This is a genomic window from Frankia tisae (genome assembly GCF_025403405.1).
Classification (GTDB): domain Bacteria; phylum Actinomycetota; class Actinomycetes; order Frankiales; family Frankiaceae; genus Frankia; species Frankia tisai.
In genome coordinates, this window is sequence record NZ_JANEZT010000103.1 from 1 (window position 1) to 18,112 (window position 18,112).

Annotated in this window: 15 protein-coding genes and 1 tRNA gene; 13 read left to right on the forward strand and 3 right to left on the reverse strand. The window is 72.7% G+C overall.

The genetic code is table 11. From position 1 onward, the window contains the following. Positions 1-73 precede the first annotated feature (73 nt). The 12 genes from mfd (at position 74) to NBZ85_RS12445 (ending at position 16,136) form a co-directional block, all read left to right on the forward strand. Complete coding sequence (mfd, locus tag NBZ85_RS12390) at positions 74-3,652, forward strand: transcription-repair coupling factor (RefSeq protein ID WP_261561970.1); 3,579 nt, start codon at positions 74-76, stop codon at positions 3,650-3,652. A gap of 104 nt (positions 3,653-3,756) precedes the next feature. Further along, positions 3,757-4,524, forward strand: a complete 768-nt coding sequence (locus NBZ85_RS12395) for a SurA N-terminal domain-containing protein (RefSeq protein ID WP_261558627.1) — start codon at positions 3,757-3,759, stop codon at positions 4,522-4,524. 42 nt (positions 4,525-4,566) lie between these two features. Then, on the forward strand, positions 4,567-5,901 hold the full coding sequence (locus tag NBZ85_RS12400; RefSeq protein ID WP_261558629.1) for a nucleoside triphosphate pyrophosphohydrolase: 1,335 nt from the start codon (positions 4,567-4,569) through the stop codon (positions 5,899-5,901). A gap of 68 nt (positions 5,902-5,969) precedes the next feature. Further along, positions 5,970-8,168, forward strand: a complete 2,199-nt coding sequence (gene sppA, locus NBZ85_RS12405) for a signal peptide peptidase SppA (RefSeq protein WP_261558628.1) — start codon at positions 5,970-5,972, stop codon at positions 8,166-8,168. Between the two features lie 389 nt (positions 8,169-8,557). Continuing rightward, positions 8,558-9,841 carry a phosphopyruvate hydratase gene (gene eno / locus NBZ85_RS12410; RefSeq protein ID WP_261558681.1) on the forward strand — a complete coding sequence of 428 codons (1,284 nt, stop codon included), beginning with the start codon at positions 8,558-8,560 and terminating at the stop codon, positions 9,839-9,841. 5 nt (positions 9,842-9,846) lie between these two features. Next, entirely contained in the window at positions 9,847-10,221 is a 375-nt protein-coding gene (locus tag NBZ85_RS12415) for an FtsB family cell division protein (protein WP_261558680.1), read from the forward strand. A 118-nt stretch (positions 10,222-10,339) separates the two neighbouring features. Next, the gene (locus NBZ85_RS12420) at positions 10,340-10,930 is read left to right on the forward strand and encodes a DUF501 domain-containing protein (RefSeq protein ID WP_261558679.1); all 591 of its coding nucleotides are present in this window, start codon (positions 10,340-10,342) and stop codon (positions 10,928-10,930) included. Further along, positions 10,927-12,162: a Ppx/GppA phosphatase family protein gene (locus NBZ85_RS12425; protein WP_261558678.1), complete on the forward strand. Its 1,236-nt coding sequence runs from the start codon at positions 10,927-10,929 to the stop codon at positions 12,160-12,162. The genes NBZ85_RS12420 and NBZ85_RS12425 overlap by 4 nt, the downstream gene beginning before the upstream one ends. Continuing rightward, positions 12,159-12,983 carry a uracil-DNA glycosylase gene (locus tag NBZ85_RS12430; RefSeq protein WP_308205041.1) on the forward strand — a complete coding sequence of 275 codons (825 nt, stop codon included), beginning with the start codon at positions 12,159-12,161 and terminating at the stop codon, positions 12,981-12,983. Before NBZ85_RS12425 ends, NBZ85_RS12430 begins: the two co-directional genes overlap by 4 nt. Before the next feature lie 220 nt (positions 12,984-13,203). After that, positions 13,204-14,658 (forward strand): NAD(P)/FAD-dependent oxidoreductase, encoded by a 1,455-nt coding sequence (locus tag NBZ85_RS12435; RefSeq protein WP_498041241.1) that lies wholly within the window; start codon positions 13,204-13,206, stop codon positions 14,656-14,658. A gap of 332 nt (positions 14,659-14,990) precedes the next feature. Further along, positions 14,991-15,065: transfer RNA gene (locus NBZ85_RS12440), tRNA-Leu, on the forward strand. A 312-nt stretch (positions 15,066-15,377) separates the two neighbouring features. Beyond that, entirely contained in the window at positions 15,378-16,136 is a 759-nt protein-coding gene (locus NBZ85_RS12445; RefSeq protein WP_261558676.1) for a Bax inhibitor-1/YccA family protein, read from the forward strand. A 71-nt stretch (positions 16,137-16,207) separates the two neighbouring features. On the opposite strand, the gene NBZ85_RS12450 is transcribed toward NBZ85_RS12445, so the two are convergent. Further along, on the reverse strand, positions 16,208-16,618 hold the full coding sequence (locus tag NBZ85_RS12450; protein WP_261558675.1) for a PPOX class F420-dependent oxidoreductase: 411 nt from the start codon (positions 16,616-16,618) through the stop codon (positions 16,208-16,210). A gap of 84 nt (positions 16,619-16,702) precedes the next feature. After that, a complete protein-coding gene (locus NBZ85_RS12455; protein WP_261558674.1) occupies positions 16,703-16,930 on the reverse strand; it encodes a DUF4287 domain-containing protein in 228 nt (75 codons plus the stop codon). A 109-nt stretch (positions 16,931-17,039) separates the two neighbouring features. On the opposite strand from NBZ85_RS12455, the gene NBZ85_RS12460 reads away from it, so the two are divergent. Next, positions 17,040-17,420: a hypothetical protein gene (locus tag NBZ85_RS12460; RefSeq protein ID WP_261558673.1), complete on the forward strand. Its 381-nt coding sequence runs from the start codon at positions 17,040-17,042 to the stop codon at positions 17,418-17,420. A gap of 41 nt (positions 17,421-17,461) precedes the next feature. On the opposite strand, the gene NBZ85_RS12465 is transcribed toward NBZ85_RS12460, so the two are convergent. Beyond that, a partial coding sequence (locus NBZ85_RS12465) for an SGNH/GDSL hydrolase family protein (protein WP_261561972.1) occupies positions 17,462-18,112 on the reverse strand: 651 nt, incomplete at its 5' end.

Below are 18,112 nucleotides of genomic sequence, written 5' to 3' on the forward strand. Positions count from 1 at the left end.
GTCCCGTGCCACGGTTTCTGCCCCACGCCTGTTTCCGTTCCGCTCGTTTCCGAGAGGCACACAGGACGCAACCATGACTCTCGCGCCGCTGCTCGACGCATTGATCGCCCGACCGGGTGGCGATCCCGCCCTGGGGCGCGCGATCGGCGCGGCGGGCGAACCTGTGCTCGACCTCGCCGGTCCGGCCGCCCTGCGGCCGTTCGCCGCCGCCGCCCTCGCCGCCGCCCACGGCGCCGGTCGGCCTGTCCTCGCCGTGGTGGCCACCGGCCGGGAGGCCGAGGATCTGGCCGCCGCGCTCACCGGCCTGCTCGGTCCCGACGTGGTGGCCGTCTTCCCGAGCTGGGAGACGCTGCCCCACGAGCGGCTGTCTCCCCGGGCGGACACGGTGGGTCAGCGTCTGGCAGTGTTGCGCCGCCTGGCCCATCCGGCGAGCACCGGCAGGCCGCCGCTGCGGGTCGTTGTCGCGCCGGTCCGCTCTGTGCTCCAGCCTCAGGTCGCCGGGCTCGGGGAGCTCGTCCCGGTCAGTCTGGCGGCGGGCGACACCGCCGACCTCGACGACGTGGTCACCCGGCTGGTGGACATGGCCTACCACCGGGTGGACCTGGTGGAGCGGCGCGGCGAGATCGCGGTGCGCGGCGGGATTCTCGACGTCTTCCCGCCGACCGAGGAGCATCCGCTGCGGGTGGAGTTCTTCGGCGACGAGGTGGAGGACGTCCGCCGGTTCGCCGTCGCCGACCAGCGGGCGCTGCCCGAGGATGAGGCCGGCCCGGCCGGCCCCGGCAGGCGCGGACTGTTCGCGCCGCCGTGCCGCGAGCTGCTGCTCACCGAGGAGGTCCGCGGCCGGGCCGCCGAGCTCGCCCTTCGCCACCCCCAGGTGGTGGACATGCTCGACAAGATCGCCAATGGCATTCCCGTGGACGGTATGGAGGCGCTGGCGCCGGTCCTCGTCGACGAGATGTCGCTGCTGCTCGACGAGCTGCCGGCCGGCACCCACGTCCTCGTCTGCGACCCGGAGCGGGTCCGTTCCCGGGCGAGCGAGCTGGTGCGCACCAGCCAGGAGTTCCTGGAGGCGTCCTGGAGCGTCGCGGCCCTCGGCGGCGGGGCCCCGATCGACCTCGGTGCCGCGGCCTACCGCTCCATCGCGGAGGTCCGCGAGCGCGCGGGGGAGCTTGGGTTGCCCTGGTGGTCGGTCACCCCCTTCGCCTCGGCACCGGCCGGCCCCGAGGCGGGCGGGCTCGTCGCCGAGGGCGACGACACGGTGGTCGCGAGCCTGCGACCGGCGCCGCTGTACCACGGTGACACCGCCGCCGTCATCGCCGACGTCAAGGGCTGGCAGGCCGAATCGTGGCGCGTGCTGCTCGTGACCGAGGGGCACGGGCCGGCCCAGCGCCTGGTGGAGCTGCTGCGCGAGGCCGACCTCGGCGCCCGCTACGCCGAGGATGCCGAGCTCGTCGCCGGGGTCGTCGTGGTGACCCGCGGGCAGCTCGTCACCGGCTTCATCAGCGACACACTGCGCCTGGCAGTCCTTACCGAAAGCGACATTGCTGGTGCCCGCGGGGTCACCACCAAGGACATGCGGCGGATGCCCAGCCGGCGGCGCAAGGGCATCGACCCGCTCGCCCTGGCCCCCGGCGACATGGTCGTGCACGATGCGCACGGCGTCGGCCGCTACGTCGAGATGGTCACCCGGACCGTCGCCGGGGCGAAGCGTGAGTACCTGCTGCTGGAGTACGCCCGGGGCGACCGGCTCTACGTCCCCACCGACCAGCTCGAACAGATCACCCGGTACGTCGGCGGGGATGCGCCGAGCCTGGACCGCATCGGCGGCGCCGACTGGGCCAAGCGCAAGACCCGCGCCCGCAAGGCGGTCAAGGAGATCGCCGGTGAGCTGATCCGGCTCTACAGCGCCAGGATGGCCGCCCCCGGGCATGCCTTCGCCCCGGACAACCCGTGGCAGCGCGAGCTGGAGGACGCCTTCCCCTTTCGCGAGACGCCCGACCAGCTCGCCGCGATCGACGAGGTCAAGGCCGACATGGAAAAGCCCGTCCCGATGGACCGGGTGATCTGCGGTGATGTCGGCTACGGCAAGACGGAGATCGCCGTGCGGGCGGCGTTCAAGGCCGTGCAGGACGGCAAGCAGGTCGCCGTGCTGGTCCCGACGACGTTGCTGGTCCAGCAGCATTTTCAGACCTTCTCGGAGCGTTACGCTGCGTTCCCCGTCGTCGTCAAGGCGATGAGCCGGTTCAACTCGGCCGGCGAGCAGAAGGCGGTGCAGGAGGGCCTCGCCGACGGCACTGTCGACGTCGTCATCGGCACCCACCGGCTGCTGTCCGGGGAGAGCCGGTTCAAGGACCTGGGCCTCGTGATCGTCGACGAGGAGCAGCGCTTCGGCGTCGAGCACAAGGAGCAGCTCAAGCAGATGCGCACGGCGGTGGATGTGCTCACGATGAGCGCCACCCCGATCCCGCGCACCCTGGAGATGTCGATCACTGGCATCCGGGAGCTGTCGACCATCGACACCCCGCCGGAGGAACGCCACCCGGTGCTGACCTCCGTCGCCCCCTACGACACCCGGCAGGTCGCCGCCGCGATCCGCCGGGAGCTGCTGCGAGAGGGTCAGGTCTTCTTCATCCACAACCGGGTGGAGTCGATCGACCGGGCCGCCGCCCGGCTGCGCGAGCTGGTTCCCGAGGCCCGGATCGCCACCGCGCACGGCCAGATGCACGAGGACGCCCTCGAACAGGTGATGGTCTCCTTCTGGGAGAAGAAGTTCGACGTCCTGGTCTGCACGACGATCGTCGAGTCGGGCCTGGACATCTCCAACGCCAACACCCTCGTCGTCGAGCGGGCCGACGTGTTCGGCCTGTCCCAGCTCCACCAGCTCCGCGGCCGGGTCGGCCGCGGCCGCGACCGCGCGTACGCCTACTTCCTGTACCCGCCGGACAAGCCGCTGACCGAGACCGCCCACGACCGGCTGGCCACCATCGCCCAGCACAACGACCTCGGCGCCGGCATGGCCGTGGCCATGAAGGACCTGGAGATCCGCGGCGCCGGCAACCTGCTCGGCGGGGAGCAGTCCGGGCACATCGCCTCCGTCGGGTTCGACATGTACGTGCGGATGGTCGGCGAGGCGGTCGCCGAGTACCGCAAGGACAAGGTGTCCGAGCCGCCCGAGGCGAAGGTCGAGCTTCCCGTCGACGCGAGCCTGCCGCACGATTACGTGCCCAGCGAACGGCTGCGCCTGGACGCCTACCGCCGGCTCGCGGGCGCGGTCACCGACGCCGACATCGACGAGGTGCGGGGGGAGCTGGTGGACCGGTTCGGCCCGGTGCCCGAGCCGGTGGAGAACCTGCTCGCCGTCGCCGGCCTGCGGGTGCTCGCGCGCCGCTTCGGCGTTGCCGAGATCACCGCTGCCGGCCGCCAGATCCGCTTCGCGCCGCTGGAGCTGCGGGAGAGCCAGACCATGCGCCTGACCCGCCTGTACAAGGGCGCGGTGGTGAAGCCCGCGATGCGGATCGTGCTGGTGCCGGCCCCGACGGAGACGGGTCGCATCGGCTCCCGGCCGCTGCGTGACCGAGAGCTGCTCGCCTGGGCGGGTCAGCTGCTGGCTGCCGTCGCCGGCGATTCGGTCGCCGCGGCGGCCGCGGGCTGAGCGGCGCCCGACACGGGATCCAACGGGCGGCACCGTGGGAAATACGGCGGCGTCGGGCGAGGGAGGTGTGCTTCACCACAGGCGAGCGGATAGCGTCTGGAGTCGTGAAGCTCTCCCGTCTCCTCGCCGGTGTCGGGCTTGTCGTGCTGGTCGGGACCGCAGGGACGGCCTGCACGACGCACGCCGGGGCCGCCGCCCAGGTCGGATCGCAGTCCATCGAGACCTCGCAGCTGCGCGGCATCGTCGAGCGGGGGCTCGCGGCCGCCGACGCCGTGCCGGTCTCGCAGTCCGGGCAGCCCGCGTCGAGTGCCCTCAACCGCCTCGAACTGCAACGGCGCACGCTGACCTCCCTCGTGCAGCTCCAACTGCTCTCCGACGAGGCGGCCCGACGCGGCATCAGGCTGAGCTCCGCCGATGTCGCCTCCTTCTACCAGGCCTACGCCGTCCTGCAGTTCGGCAGCGTGCAGGCGTTCGAGCGGCAGGCGGCCGCCGTGGGATTCGCGCCGCGCGACGTCTCCGTCATCGTGCGTTCCGGGGCGTTGGAGTCGGCGCTGAGCGACCGGGTCAGCCCGCACCTGCTCGCCACCGAGGCGGAGACTCGGGAGCAGTACGGCAGCATCGTCGACCGGGTCGGCCGAATCCCGCTCACCTACGCGCAGGCGAAGCCGTACCTGGCCCGCTTCATCGTCAGCCAGGAGCGTTCAGCGAAGCTGCAACCCGTCCTCGCGCAGGCTGAGAGGAAGGACCCGATCTCGATCAACCCGCGGTTCGGGACCTGGAACACCGGCCAGTTCGCCGTGATCGCCGCGGACGGCTCGATCGCCAGCCGGCCCGTGCCCGTCCCCACCGTGGACCTGACCGCCCAGTCCTGACCGCCCAGTCCCAACCCGACCAGCTGATAGCGAGTGGACGTCATGATGCTGCGGATCACCGTGGTCGTCACCAGCCCGCGGGTCGCCCCGGGCCTGCTCACCGCGCCGGCGTGGGATCTGGTGCGCCGGATGCCGGTGCTGACCGCCGCCGCGAACCATCCGCAGCTTGCCGCCCTGCGCGCCGCCGGTGCCACCGTCGTCCTCGTCGACGGCCACGCGGCGGCCGATCGGGCGGGGGACGATCTGGCCGCCCTCCTGCGCGCCGGTCTGCCAGATCCGGCGGCGACCGAGCTCGCCTGGCTGCCGGACCCGTCCGCGCCGGCGCCGCTCGACCTGTTGCTCGACCGCCTCGCCCAGCCCCGTCCACCGGCCGGCCCTGACGCGGGCGCGACGCCGTCCGCCGGGATCGTGGTGGGCACCCTCGCCGGTACGGCGGAGCTGCCCGGGTCGGTCCTGCTCGACGCCGTGGCGGTGATGGACCGGCTGCGCTCTCCGGGTGGCTGCCCGTGGGATGCCGAGCAGACCCACGAGTCCCTCGCCCCCTACCTGATCGAGGAGACCTACGAGGCGTACCAGGCAATCGAGGACGGCGACCTCGCCGAGCTGCGCGAGGAGCTCGGCGACGTGCTCATGCAGGTGCTCTTCCACGCCCGGATCGCCGCCGAGCGCGCGGGCGACGGCTGGGATGTCGACGATGTGGCGGCGGGGCTGGTCGCGAAGCTGATCCGGCGTCACCCGCACGTGTTCGCCGACGTGGTCGTCGACGGGTCGGCGAACGTCGCCGCCAACTGGGAGGCGATCAAGGCGGTGGAGAAGGGGCGCGCCTCGGTGACCGAGGGGGTGGCGCTGTCTCAGCCGGCGCTGACACTCGCGGCCAAACTGCTCAAGCGCGCCGGCGGGATCGGTGTGCCGGTGGATCTCGCGTTCACCGGGATCGCCGGTGGGACGGGCGGCGCGCAGGCCGGGCTCGGTGGGGCGGCGGAGTCTGGTGGAACGGCGGAGTCTGGTGGGACGGCGGAGCCCGGCGAGGTGGCCGGATCAGGTGAGGTGGCTGGGTCCGACGGGGTAGCCGAGGCCGGCGAGCGGGTCGCGGCGATCGCGGCCGCCGCCGCCCGGGCGCTTGGCCGGCCGGGTGTGGCCGCCGACGACGTCCTCGGTGATCTGCTCGTCGCCGCCGTCGCACTCGCGCGGGCGGCCCGGGTCGATCCGGAGCGGGCCCTGCGCACGTCGGCACGCCGTTTCCGGGATCGGCTGGCCGCCGCCGAGCGGGCGGCCCGGGTGGACGGCGCCGCCCCGGCTACGCTGCCCGGCGCGCGCTGGCGGGAACTGTGGGTCGCATCGGCGGGGTCGGGTGACGGCGTCACGCCGGTTGGGTGATCGCGGGACGACCGTGAGGTTGCCGCGGCCGGGAGAACCTGGGGGGTCGGTGGTACTAGCCTCTGACCATGGCTGCCACCCCACGTAAGGCGCTGGCCGACGTCCGCCAGATCGCGGCGCGGCGGACGGCTCCGATCGTCCTGGAACTCGATCTGACGGTCGATCCGCTCGAAGGCGTTCCCAGCGACCCGGTCACCCTCGCCCTCGCCCACCGGCGCACCACTTTGCGTGATCTTGTGGAGGCGCTCCGTCATGCCGCCGAGGATCCGCGGGTGTCGGTCGTGGTCGCGCACATCGCCGCCGCCGGGACGCCGCTGGCCCGCATCCAGGAGATCCGGGCGGCGATCGGCGTCTTCCGGGCCGCTGGCGGCACGGCCATCGCCTACGCGGACACCTTCGGCGAGTTCGGCGGCGGCACCGGCCCGTACTACCTCGCCTGTGCGTTCGACGAGATCTGGCTGGCCCCGTCCGGGGACTGCGGGCTGACCGGCCTGGGGATGGAGACGCCGTTCCTGCGCGGCGCGCTGGACCGGCTCGGCGTCTCGGTCGAGATCGGCCAGCGCTACGAATACAAGAACGCGGTGAACACGCTCGTCGAGCGGGACTTCACGCCGGCGCACCTGGAGGCGATGAGCCGGATCATCGAGTCCAGCTCGGAGCAGGTCGTGGCCGGCATCGCCGAGGGCCGCCGGATGCCGGCTGACCGGGTCCGCCGGCTGATCGACCTCGGCCCGCTGGCCGGCACCGTCGCTCTCGACGTGGGGCTCATCGACCGCCTCGGCTACCGCGACGAGGTGTACGCGGCCGCGCGGGAACGGGTCCGCCGCTCGTCGGCGGGCGATGCCTCTGCGGCGCCCGGCGCGGCCGGGGCTGGGCCGGCCGGGGCTGGGCCGGCCGGGACTGGGCCGGCCGAGACTGGGCCGGCCGGGGTGTTCGACGCCGATCTCGCCCCCACCGCGGACATCGACCTCGCCGCCGGGGAATCGGATGGCGGATCCGGGGGCGAGGGCGCCGAGCCGGTGCTGATGTACGCCTCCGCCTACCGCCGGCTCGCCGAGCGGCGGGAGAAGTCGCCGGTGCGTCGGGTCGCGACCCTCACCGCGCGGGGTCCGGGCGCCTTCTTCCTGCGCGAGACCGCACCCGCGCCGCAGCGCCGGGTCGATGCCCCCGCAGCCGGCACCGGGCCGGGCTCGGGTACGGCGGGGTCGCTCGACGACGGCGCGGCCGCCGGGGACACCCGGGGTGTCCCGCTGGCGCCGTCGGTCACCGCGGCGCATCGCGACCCACGCCGGTCGGTCGTCGCGCTCATCCACGGCACCGGCCAGGTCATCCTCGGGCAGGGCAACCCGGGGCCGTTCGCCAGCCCGGTGCTCGCCGCGGAGGCTGCCGCGGCGGCGTTCCGGGCCGCCGCGCGCGACGAGGATGTGGCGGCGGCGGTGTTCCGGGTGAACAGCCCGGGTGGTTCCTACGTCGCCTCGGATCTGGTACGCCGGGAGGCCGAGCGGTTCCGGGCCAGCGGCCGCCCACTCGTCGTGTCGATGGGGGATGTCGCCGCGTCCGGCGGCTACTTCGTCTCCCTGGCCGCGGACCTCATCGTCGCGAATCCCGGCACGCTGACCGGGTCCATCGGGGTGTTCGCCGGCAAGCAGGTGGTCCAGGAGCTGCTCGACAAGGTCGGGGTGGGCTTCGGCGCGGTCGCCGAGGGCGAGCATGCCCTGATGATGTCGCCGCGGCGCCCGTTCACCGTGGGGGAGCGGGAGAAGTTGGAGGAGTTCCTCGACCGCGTCTATGCGGACTTCGTCGACAAGGTGGCCGCGGCCCGGCGGCTGACTCGGGAGCAGGTGCACGAGCTGGCCCGCGGCCGGGTGTGGACGGGGGCCGATGCCCACGCGAACGGCCTGGTCGACGAGCTCGGTGGGCTGACGGACGCCCTCAGGCTGGCCTGGATCCGGGCTGGGCTGCCCGAGGGGGACACGCCGCGGGTGCGGCTGACGCCCAGGCCGTCCGTGCTGGAACGGGTCCGGACCCCGAAGTCCAGCGAGGATCGCGGCGCCGCGGCGGCGGCCCGGCCGGCCCGGCTGGGCGGTGTCCTGGGCGGCGGGTTGGCTGCCTTGCTCGGCGCCGGGGCGGGGTTCGGTGGTGCCGGCGGGTTCGGTGGTGCCGGTGGATTCGCTGCCGGCTGGGGACACTGGGCTCCGGTGGCCGCGCGGCTGGGCCTGCCCGTCGGTGGGCCGCTGATGATGCCGCCGCTCGGGCGCATCGGCTGAACCCGCGCGGGCGCGGCCCCACCTGGGTGCCCGGGTCGGGGACGTGCCACGGCTCGGCGGCTGTGGGATGCGTGACACCGCGGCCGCCGTGTCGGGGGTGGACGGGGCGGCCGGGGGCCGGTCGCGGGCAGCGGACCCTCACTGGACCCCGGCCGGAACCTTCCGCGACGCGCCGGGATCAGCGCCGCGCCGGCGGGGCGCGACGGTAGTCTCGCAGCGACCGGTTCGTCCGGACGGCTCCGCTCGTCCCGCGGCATGGGCCCGCCACGCCGTCGGGCGTGTCGCGGTGCCCGGTGCGGTGCGGGTGCTTCCGGGGCGTCGGTCCGCGGCGGTCTGTTCGGTGCCATCGTGTCGTCGCGTTCGAGTTGTCGCATTCGGAGGTCCTAGCCGTGCCGTCCATCGAGGCTGTCGGAGCCCGCGAGATCCTTGACTCGCGTGGCAACCCCACCGTCGAGGTCGAAGTCGTCCTGGAGGACGGGACGTTGGGCCGCGCCGCGGTCCCCAGCGGGGCCAGCACCGGTGCCTTCGAGGCCGTGGAGCTGCGTGACGGGGAGGACCGTTACGGCGGCAAGGGCGTCACCAAGGCCGTCGGTGCGGTGATCGAGCGGATCGGCCCGGCGATCATCGGGCTGGAGGCCACCGAGCAGCGCCTGCTCGACCAGACGCTCATCGACCTCGACGGCACCCCGGGCAAGTCCGCCCTCGGCGCCAACGCCCTGCTCGGCGTGAGCCTCGCGGTGGCCAAGGCGGCCGCGGCCGCCAGCGGGCTGCCGCTGTTCCGCTACCTTGGCGGCCCGAGCGCTCACCTGCTGCCGGTGCCGATGTTGAACATTCTCAACGGCGGCGCGCACGCCGACACGAACGTCGACATCCAGGAGTTCATGATCGCCCCGATCGGGGCGACCACCTTCTCGGAGGCGTTGCGCTGGGGCGCCGAGGTCTACCACGCGCTCAAGAGCGTGCTCAAGGCCCGGGGCCTGGGGACCGGCGTCGGCGACGAGGGCGGCTTCGCCCCCAGCCTGCCCGCCAACCGGGAGGCGCTCGACCTCATCGCCGAGGCCGTCGACAAGGTCGGCCTGCGCCTCGGCTCGGACATCGTCCTCGCCCTCGACGTCGCCTCCACCGAGTTCTACGCGGACGGCGCGTACACCTTCGAGGGCAGCGCCCGCACCGCCGAGCAGCTCAGCGACTACTACGCCGATCTCGTCGGTGCCTACCCGATCGTGTCCATCGAGGACCCGCTGGCCGAGGACGACTGGTCCGGCTGGGTGGCGCTGACCGAGCGGCTCGGCAGCAAGGTGCAGCTCGTCGGGGACGACCTGTTCGTCACCAACCCGGAGCGGCTCGCCCGCGGCATCGCCTCCAAGGCGGCCAACGCCCTCCTGGTCAAGGTCAACCAGATCGGCACGCTCACCGAGACTCTCGACGCGGTGAACCTCGCCCACCGCAGCGGCTACCGGGCGATGATGTCGCACCGCTCCGGGGAGACCGAGGACACCACGATCGCCGACCTCGCCGTCGCCGTCGACTGCGGCCAGATCAAGACCGGCGCCCCGGCCCGCACCGAGCGGGTCGCGAAGTACAACCAGCTGCTGCGGATCGAGGAGGAGCTCGACGACGCGGCCCGTTACGCCGGTGCCGGAGCCTTCCCGCGGCACGGGCAGCCCGCCTGATCCGCATGCCGCCGCCGCGTGCCGCGTTGACCACGAGGGCGACCCTGCTCGCCGTCGTGATCTGCGTGCTGGTTCTGACACTCGCCTATCCGCTGCGGCTGTACCTCAAGCAGCAGAGCAAGCTCTCCGAGCTTGCCCGGACGAACGCGCAGACCCAGACCCGGGTCAACGAGCTGCGCTCCACGGTCGAGCGCTACGACGATCAGGCCTGGGTCTCCGACGAGGCGCGCCGGCGGCTGCACTACATCAAGCCGGGCGAGCGGGCGTACCTGATGCCGGCCGCCCCCACCCCGGCGCCCGTCGGCGGCGACGAGCACGGGGGATCGTCCGGCAGCTCGGCCTGGTATGGCCGGTTGTGGTCGGAGATCGCGGCGCCATAGGCGCGCGTGCGGGCGGCTTCGGCCCGGGCTCACCCGTGGATCTGCGGTGTCCGTGGATCTGCGATGCTAGGCGGCGGTAGGGGTGCATGGTTGCTGTCCCCGGGAGGAGTACGTCGCGGTGCGGGAGGAGAACGTGGTGTCGACGGCGGTGACGGCCGCGGAGGTCGAGATCGTCGGGCGGCAGCTGTCCCGTGAGCCGCGCGGGGTCCTGGCTGTCGCCCACCACTGTTCCTGCGGGCTGCCGGACGTGGTGGAGACGGCTCCACGGTTGCCCGACGGCTCGCCGTTCCCCACGCTGTACTACCTCACCTGTCCGCGCGCCGCGGCCGCGGTGTCGCGGCTGGAGGCCGCCGGAGTCATGCGGGAGATGACGGCGCGGCTCGCCGACGATCCCGAGCTCGCCGTCGACTACGCCGCGGCGCACCGGGATTACCTCGCCCGCCGCGACGCCCACGATGTTCTGCCCGGCGCCCCGAGCGCCGGCGGCATGCCGGAGCGGGTCAAATGCCTGCACGTCCTCGTCGCGCACAGCCTGGCCGTGGGGCCGGGGGTGAATCCCTTCGGGGACGAGGCGCTCGCCGCCGTCGGTGACTGGGGCCAGCGGGGGCCGTGCGTGGCCGCGGGCCCGGCCCAACCGGTGGGAGCAGTCGGGGCTGTGGCGGGGACCGCGAGGACCGCGGGGACGACGACGGGAGAGGTACCGGCATGAGCCGCGTCGCCGCGATCGACTGCGGGACCAACTCGATCCGCCTGCTGGTGGCGGACTACGACGGGTCCAGATTGCATGAGCTGACCCGCCGGATGGAGATCGTCCGGCTGGGCGCCGGAGTGGATCGCACCGGTGAGCTCGCCCCCGAGGCGCTGGCGCGGACCCTCGCCGCACTGCGCGGCTATGCCGCCGAGATCGAACGCCTGGGCGCCACCCGGGTGCGGATGGTGGCCACGAGCGCCACCCGAGACGCCCGCAACCGCGGCGAGCTGGTCGCCGGCGTCCGTGCGATCCTCGGGGTCGACCCCGAAGTGATCAGCGGGGACGAGGAGGCGGCGCTGTCGTTCGGCGGCGCGATCGGCGATCTCGTCGGCGGATCGGGCCAGTTCGGAGGGCCGGGCCCGGCGGGGGCGCCGAGCCAGCCGGGAGCGTCCGACTGGTCGGACGCATCCGGGCAGCCCGGACCATCCGGCAGCCCGGGCCCTTCGGGCGCGCGCGGAGCATCCGGTGTCGGGTTCGGCGCGCCAGGCCCGACGGAAACATCCGGCCAGCTTGGAAAGATCGGTCTGTCCGGCCCGGTCGGCGTCTCGTCGGTCGCCACCCCGATCCTGCTCGCCGACATCGGCGGGGGTTCGACGGAGCTCGTGTTCGGGGACGCACGCGGCGTGCGGGCGGCCCGCTCGGTGAACGTCGGCTGCGTCCGGTTGGCCGAGCGCCACCTGCGCGACGACCCCCCGACCCCGGCGCAGGCCGCGGCGATCGTCGCCGACGTGCACGCCGCGCTCGACCTCGCCGCCCAGACGGTGCCGCTGACCGAGGCCGCCACCCTGGTGGGCGTCGCCGGGACCGTCACCACCGTCGCCGCTCTGGCCGCCGGGCTGCAGGGATACGACGCGGATCGCATCCACCTGTCGGTGACGAGCGCCGAGCAGGTTGCCGCCGTCACCGAGCGGTTGCTGGGTATGACGCACGACGAGCGGGCGGCGCTTGCGGTGATGCACCCGGGGCGGGTGGACGTCATCGCCTCCGGTGCGCTCGTGCTGCGCACGCTGGTCGAGCGCACCGGCGCCGCGTCGATCGTCGCCAGCGAGCGGGACATCCTCGACGGGATCGCGTTGGCCCTGGCCATCGCCCCGCCAGCCGTGGGGAGCCCGGCTGCGGGGAGCGCCGCCGTGCCGCCGTCGCCGACCGCGCCGTCCCTGCCGACCGTGGCCGGTCCCGCCGCGGGATGACGGCCGGCCCGCGGCGCGGCCCCGCGCGACCGGGCGACGGCTGGCCGGGTGACTTCGCGGACCCGACCACTCCGGTTGCTGCGTCGCCCGCGCTGGTGCGTGAGCTGGCCGCCGGCGCCTCCGACACGGATGCGCTCGACGCCCGGATGTCGGTCTGCCGAGCCTGCCCGCGCCTGGTCTCGTGGCGGGAGGAGGTCGCGCAGGTCCGCCGGGCCGCGTTCGCCTCCCAGCCGTACTGGGGGCGCCCGGTGTCCTCGTTCGGCCCGGCCGATGCCCGAATCCTGATCGTGGGCCTCGCCCCCGCCGCCCACGGCGGCAATCGCACCGGGCGCATCTTCACCGGCGACCGCAGCGGCGACTGGCTGTTCGCCTCGTTGCACCGGGTCGGGCTCGCCACCCAGGTGATGTCGCAGTCCGCTGGGGACGGCCAGCGACTTCGGGGCACCAGGATCGTCGCGGCCGTGCGCTGCGCGCCGCCGGCGAACAAGCCGACGACGGCGGAGCGGGACACCTGCCGCCCGTGGCTGGTCCGGGATCTGGAGCTCGTCCGGCCGACGCTGCGGGTCGTCGTCGTTCTCGGCGGCTTCGCGTGGACGGCGTTGTGGCCGGCGCTGGCGCAGGCCGGGTACTCCGTACCGGCACCCCGGGTGCCGTTTGGCCATGGAGCCCGGGCCGACCTTCCCGAGGCCGGGGTCCGTGTTGTGGGTTGTTATCACCCGAGCCAGCAGAACACCTTCACCGGACGGGTCACGGAGGTGATGCTGGACACGGTTTTCGGCTCCGCGGCGGCGCTGGCAGAAGTGGGTGAGCGTCGCGTCTAAGTCCTCGCGTTGTGGTCGCTGACACAGTACGTGAGCCACGGCACTGCCGCGGCGGTCGTGAGATGGGCCGAAGAACCTGGCGAATTGGTGTCCTGCGTCACGGAATTGGCTGGGTCGGCGGCCTCGATGCAGGGTGTAACTCGACCCCCGTGGGTACCGTTTTCGCATGGGCTATGGGCAGGCACCGCACATCCTCATCGTCGGCGGGGGATACGTCGGCATGTACACGGCCCTGCGGCTTCAGCGGAAGCTGGACGGGGACGAGGCGACCATCTCCGTAGTCGAACCCAACTCATACATGACCTATCAGCCGTTTCTCCCGGAGGCGGCCGCCGGCAACCTTGAGCCACGTCACGTGGTCGTCCCGCTACGTAAGGTGCTCAAAGGGTGCCGGGTCATCAGCGGTCATGTGGTGGCCGTGTCACATGAGCAACGCACAGCGTCCGTTCAGCCGCCACTAGGCGAAACTTTTGACCTTAAGTACGATATTTTGGTGATATGTCCTGGTTCGGTGGCACGGACGCTGCCGATCCCGGGCCTCGCCGAACAGGGAATCGGATTCAAGAGCGCGGCCGAGGCCATCTATCTCCGAAACCAGGTCATCAGTCGGCTCGACGCGGCCGCTTCGGCGACCGATTCCGCGGTGCGGCGGCGCGCGCTCACGTTCCTCTTCATCGGTGGCGGATATGCCGGAATTGAGGCGCTCGCCGAGCTTGAGGACATGGCGCGTGATGCATGTTCTTATTACCCGGATCTGGAGCCCGCGGATATGCGCTGGGTTCTGGTGGAGGCGACGGGCCGTATTCTTCCGGAGGTCTCGCCCGCAATGGGGCTGTATACGGTCAAGCAGCTCGAACATCGCGGAATTCAGGTGAAGCTGAACACCAGGGTCGAAAGCCTGCTCGACGGCCATGTCGTTCTCGGCGACGGAGAGCGGTTCGAGGCCGGCACCGTGGTGTGGACGGCGGGTGTCAAGCCCAACCCGATGCTCGCCCGGACCGATCTCCCGCTCGATGACCGCGGCCGGCTGCGGGCCACCGCCTTCCTCCAGGTCGACGGGGTGGCGGACGCCTGGACCGCCGGTGACTGCGCGGCCGTGCCCGATCTGACCAAGGGCGAGGGGGCGACCACCGCGCCGTCCGCCCAGCATGCTGTCCGCCAGGCCCGCCGGTTGGCGGGGAACCTCCTCGCCGAGCTGCGGCACGAGCCCATCAGGCCCTACGAGCACAGCTATGCCGGCAGCGTGGCCTCCCTGGGGCTGCACAAGGGCGTGGCCGAGGTGTACGGGGTCAGGCTGCGGGGCTGGCCCGCCTGGCTGATGCACCGGACATACCACCTCAGCCGGGTGCCCACGGTGAACCGCAAGGCCCGCGTGGTCGCGGACTGGACCCTGGCGTTGTTCTTCCGCCGGGAGATCGTCTCGCTGGGCTCGTTCGCCGACCCCCGGGCGGAGTTCCGCCGGGTGGCGTCTCCCGAGCCTGCCACGGCTCCCGAGCGGCCCGCCGAGGCCCCGGACTCGCGCGCGGCACCGGCCGCGCCGGCCGCGATCGGCGGCTCCGCCGCAGGTTCCACTGCCGGCGAGGCCGCCCCCACCGGGTCCAACCCGCCGGTGACGCCCACGCCGGCCGCTGCTGCGGCGGAGGCGAACTCGCAGGCCGCGCAGCCACGGAGCTGACTGTCGCCCGCGCCCGCGGGCCGCGCCCCGACCACACCGCGGCCGGTGAATCCCCGTCTCTCGGGGGGTTCGCTGGCCGCCGTCGCTTAACGGCACCAAGGTGGGGGCGGCATTCCGGCAACTCCGGACTGGCCCGACGCCGCTAACGAGCTGCGAGCTCGGCATTCCAGCGATCTGGGCCGTCCACTGATCGGCGGGGATGGCAATGTGGCAGCACCCTAGTCACGAAGAGTCACGCTTTCGGTGGGGCCGCCATCTCCCGACCACTTTTTCCGCGATGTGTTATTCCCAGACCCTACGCAGCATGGTAGAAACATCAACGATGTAGACGAGCCGGTGTATCCCAACTGGTAGAGGAGGCTGTCCTAAAAACAGCTCGAGTGTCGGTTCGACTCCGACCACCGGCACAATCCATTGCTGACCGCCCGCGTGCGTTGGTGAACGCCGCGGGTGATCGGCATGGAAGGCTTCGTCGCCATGCTGAGGTGAGTCGCGGCGAGGGGGGCGCAATGATTCCTCGCCCACTCCCGCCCGTTACTTTCTGTCCTGGATTAGTTACAACTTCTGCCGGCCGGGGGTTCCCTGACCCGGCCTGGCCCGGCGCGGTGTCGGCCGACCGGCGGGAACCTCCCCGGTAGTGGGTTCGTTGCGGGGGTTGACATGTGCACCCGATGACGACGGTGGCGTCGCCCCGGTGGCGACCGAGAGGAGCCGGCTCGATGGCCGACCTTCGTTCCTCCAACCCTGTGCTGCGCCGCGGCGGGTTCGCGCCGCCGCCGACGCCCACCCCGGAGGAGCTCGCCAGCCACTACCGGCAGCCGACCACCCTCACCGTCGACGACGTCGTCGTGCACACACTGGGGCTGTTCGCCCTGCTGGGCGTCGGCGGTGCCGTCGGCTGGGTGGTCGGGCGCGATGCCCCGGGCATCGCGCTGGCCGCCGGTCTCATCGCACTGGTCATCAGCCTCGTCGTCTCGATGCGCAACCGGCTGCGCCCGTCCCTGGTCATCGCGTTCGCGCTGATCGAGGGCGTCGCGGTGGGGGCGATCTCGCGCTACTACGAGGATGCCTTCGGAGGCATCGTCCCGCAGGCCCTGCTCGGCACCGGGCTGATCTTCATCGTGATGCTCCTCGCCTACCGCAGCCGCCGGCTGCGAGCCACCCCACGGATGGCCCGCGTCGTCACCGGCGTGCTGCTCGGCGTAGTCCTGCTCAGCCTGGTAGACCTGGTCATCAGGGCGGTCAGCGGCAGCCACCTGCCGATCATCAACGACGCGACGCCGCTGGGCATCCTGTTCAGCGTGCTGGTGCTCGGCGTCGCGAGTCTCCAGTTCATCCTCGACTTCGACTACATCGAGCGGGCGATCGCCACCGGCGCACCGCGTTCCGAGGCATGGCGGGCCGGTTTCGGCCTGCTGATCGGCTTCGTCTGGGTCTACCTGGAGATGCTGCGGCTGCTGTCCAAACTGCGCCAGTAGGGTCCGTGCCGCGCCGGCGGAGTCCAGGGCAGGCCAGTAGGCCGGCCCTGGGAGCGGGGGGCCGGATCGGCTCAGCCGGAGTGGTCCGGGCCGGCAACGGTGGGAGTGATGCGCAGGATGCAGCGTTGGTCGCGGATCATCGCCGCCCGGTAGTCGTCCCAGTCGGGATGCTCGCCAGCGAGGTCGCGGTAGTAATCGACCAGCAGTTCCATCGCCGTGGGCAGTCGGACGACCTCCGCGGTGCCGGTGATCTGCACCCACGGTCCGAAGAAGTCGTCCGGCAGCACGCAGAGCCGCACGGTCGCATCCCGCTCGACATGCCCGACCTTGTAGGCGGTGAGCCTGGTGCTGATCAGCAGGCGACTCTCGGTATCCAACCCGACCGACACCGGCGACATCTGCGGGCTGCCGTCCCGACGGGTGGTACTCAGGACCGCCCGGTGATGATCGCGGACGAACTCGGTAGCTGCGGCGAGGTCCATGCGCCCATTGTCGCCGACGGGACGCGGCGCACCCGGCGGGGGCGCCGTGGCGGGCCGTCCGCACCGGCCACGGCGCCACAGTGCCTACGCCCGGATTGCTCGCCGCCGCAGGTCCGCCTCGTGGACGAGGGCCGCCGCGAAGCTGTGCGGAAGGTCGTGCTCGGCGCGCAGCCAGTTCACCCGTTCGGTGAAGCGCAGCAGGCCTGGACCGTCGTCCAGCCGGCTTAGCCAGTGGTTTACCCCGTGGCCCGTTACCTTCGGGATCCGTTCGATGAGGGTCTGATGGGTCTGCGGGGAGCGGTTCAGCGACATGCGCGCCTCCAGAAGTGAAACCCGACGTCAACGGCTCATGTCGCAAGGGTGCCCCAGGCCACAGCAAAGGGCAAGGCCCCGTTCGAGGCTCGTGGGGTATCATGCCCGGATGTCCGATGAGGTCGATGATCTCAGTCGGGAGGCGGATCTGCTCATCCGCCGCATCCGGGGATGGGCCGGCTCGTCCTGGGACGTTGCGGTGGGTTCGGGGATGACCCGGGCGGAGCGCACGGGTCGGCTCCTCGACGAGCTGGCCGCGCTCGGCGAGCGCATCGGCACAGGTGCCCCCGCCGGGGCCCGTCCGCCGAGACTCGCCCCCCACGCCCTGCCCGACCAGCTCGCGGTGCTTGCCGAGGATCTGCTCACCGCGCTGGCCGCAGCCGATGCCGCCCGCCCGGGCGTCCGCGAGGTACTGGTGGACGCCCACGCGGCGGTGACCCGGGCGCGCGCGGACCTCGACGGCGCCGGCTTCGGGTTCCGCGTGCGCTGACCGCGGCCGGCTGGCCCAGACCCGACCCGACCGTTGCGGTGTCAGCCGAGTTGCCAGGTGCTCCGGATGTTGTCAATCACGTGCGCCGCGGCGATCCTCGCCCCGTCGAGGGTCAGGTGCACCCCGTCGTGGGATCGGGCGAGCACGGCCTGGCCGTCGGCGGCGGTCAGGTAGTCGCTGTAGGTGCCGTCCTTCGACAGCCACGGGGCCAGGTCGAGGTAGCTCGCGCCGTTCACCCCCGCGGTCGCGGCCGCGGTCGCGGCGTTCAGCTGGCGGAAGTAACCGTTCAGCCGGTCCGAGCGGGCCGGGGGCAGGCTGAGCCAGAGCAGCCGCCTGGCTCCGTCCGCGGTCCAGATCCGCATGACGACGCTGGCCCGCCGCTGGTACTCGGCCGCCCACTCGGCCGATCCGGCGGGCAGCACCGTGCCATCGGCGAGCGTGATGCCCTGCCCGTCGTTGCCGCCCATGGTGACGATGACCAGCTCCGGGTTGCGCTCGGCGACCTGGACGCGGGCATGGGCGGCCCAGTCGAAGAAGTCGGGCCGGACCAGGCCGGTGCCGAACCGGGTCTCGGTCTGGGCTCGGACCGTGTCCGGCGCCGTGTTCGTGATGGTCGGGCCGAGGGATTCGGTCAGCGAATCGCCGGTGACCAGTACCCGCAGCGGGTCGGCGGCGGTAGGCCGGCGCAGGGG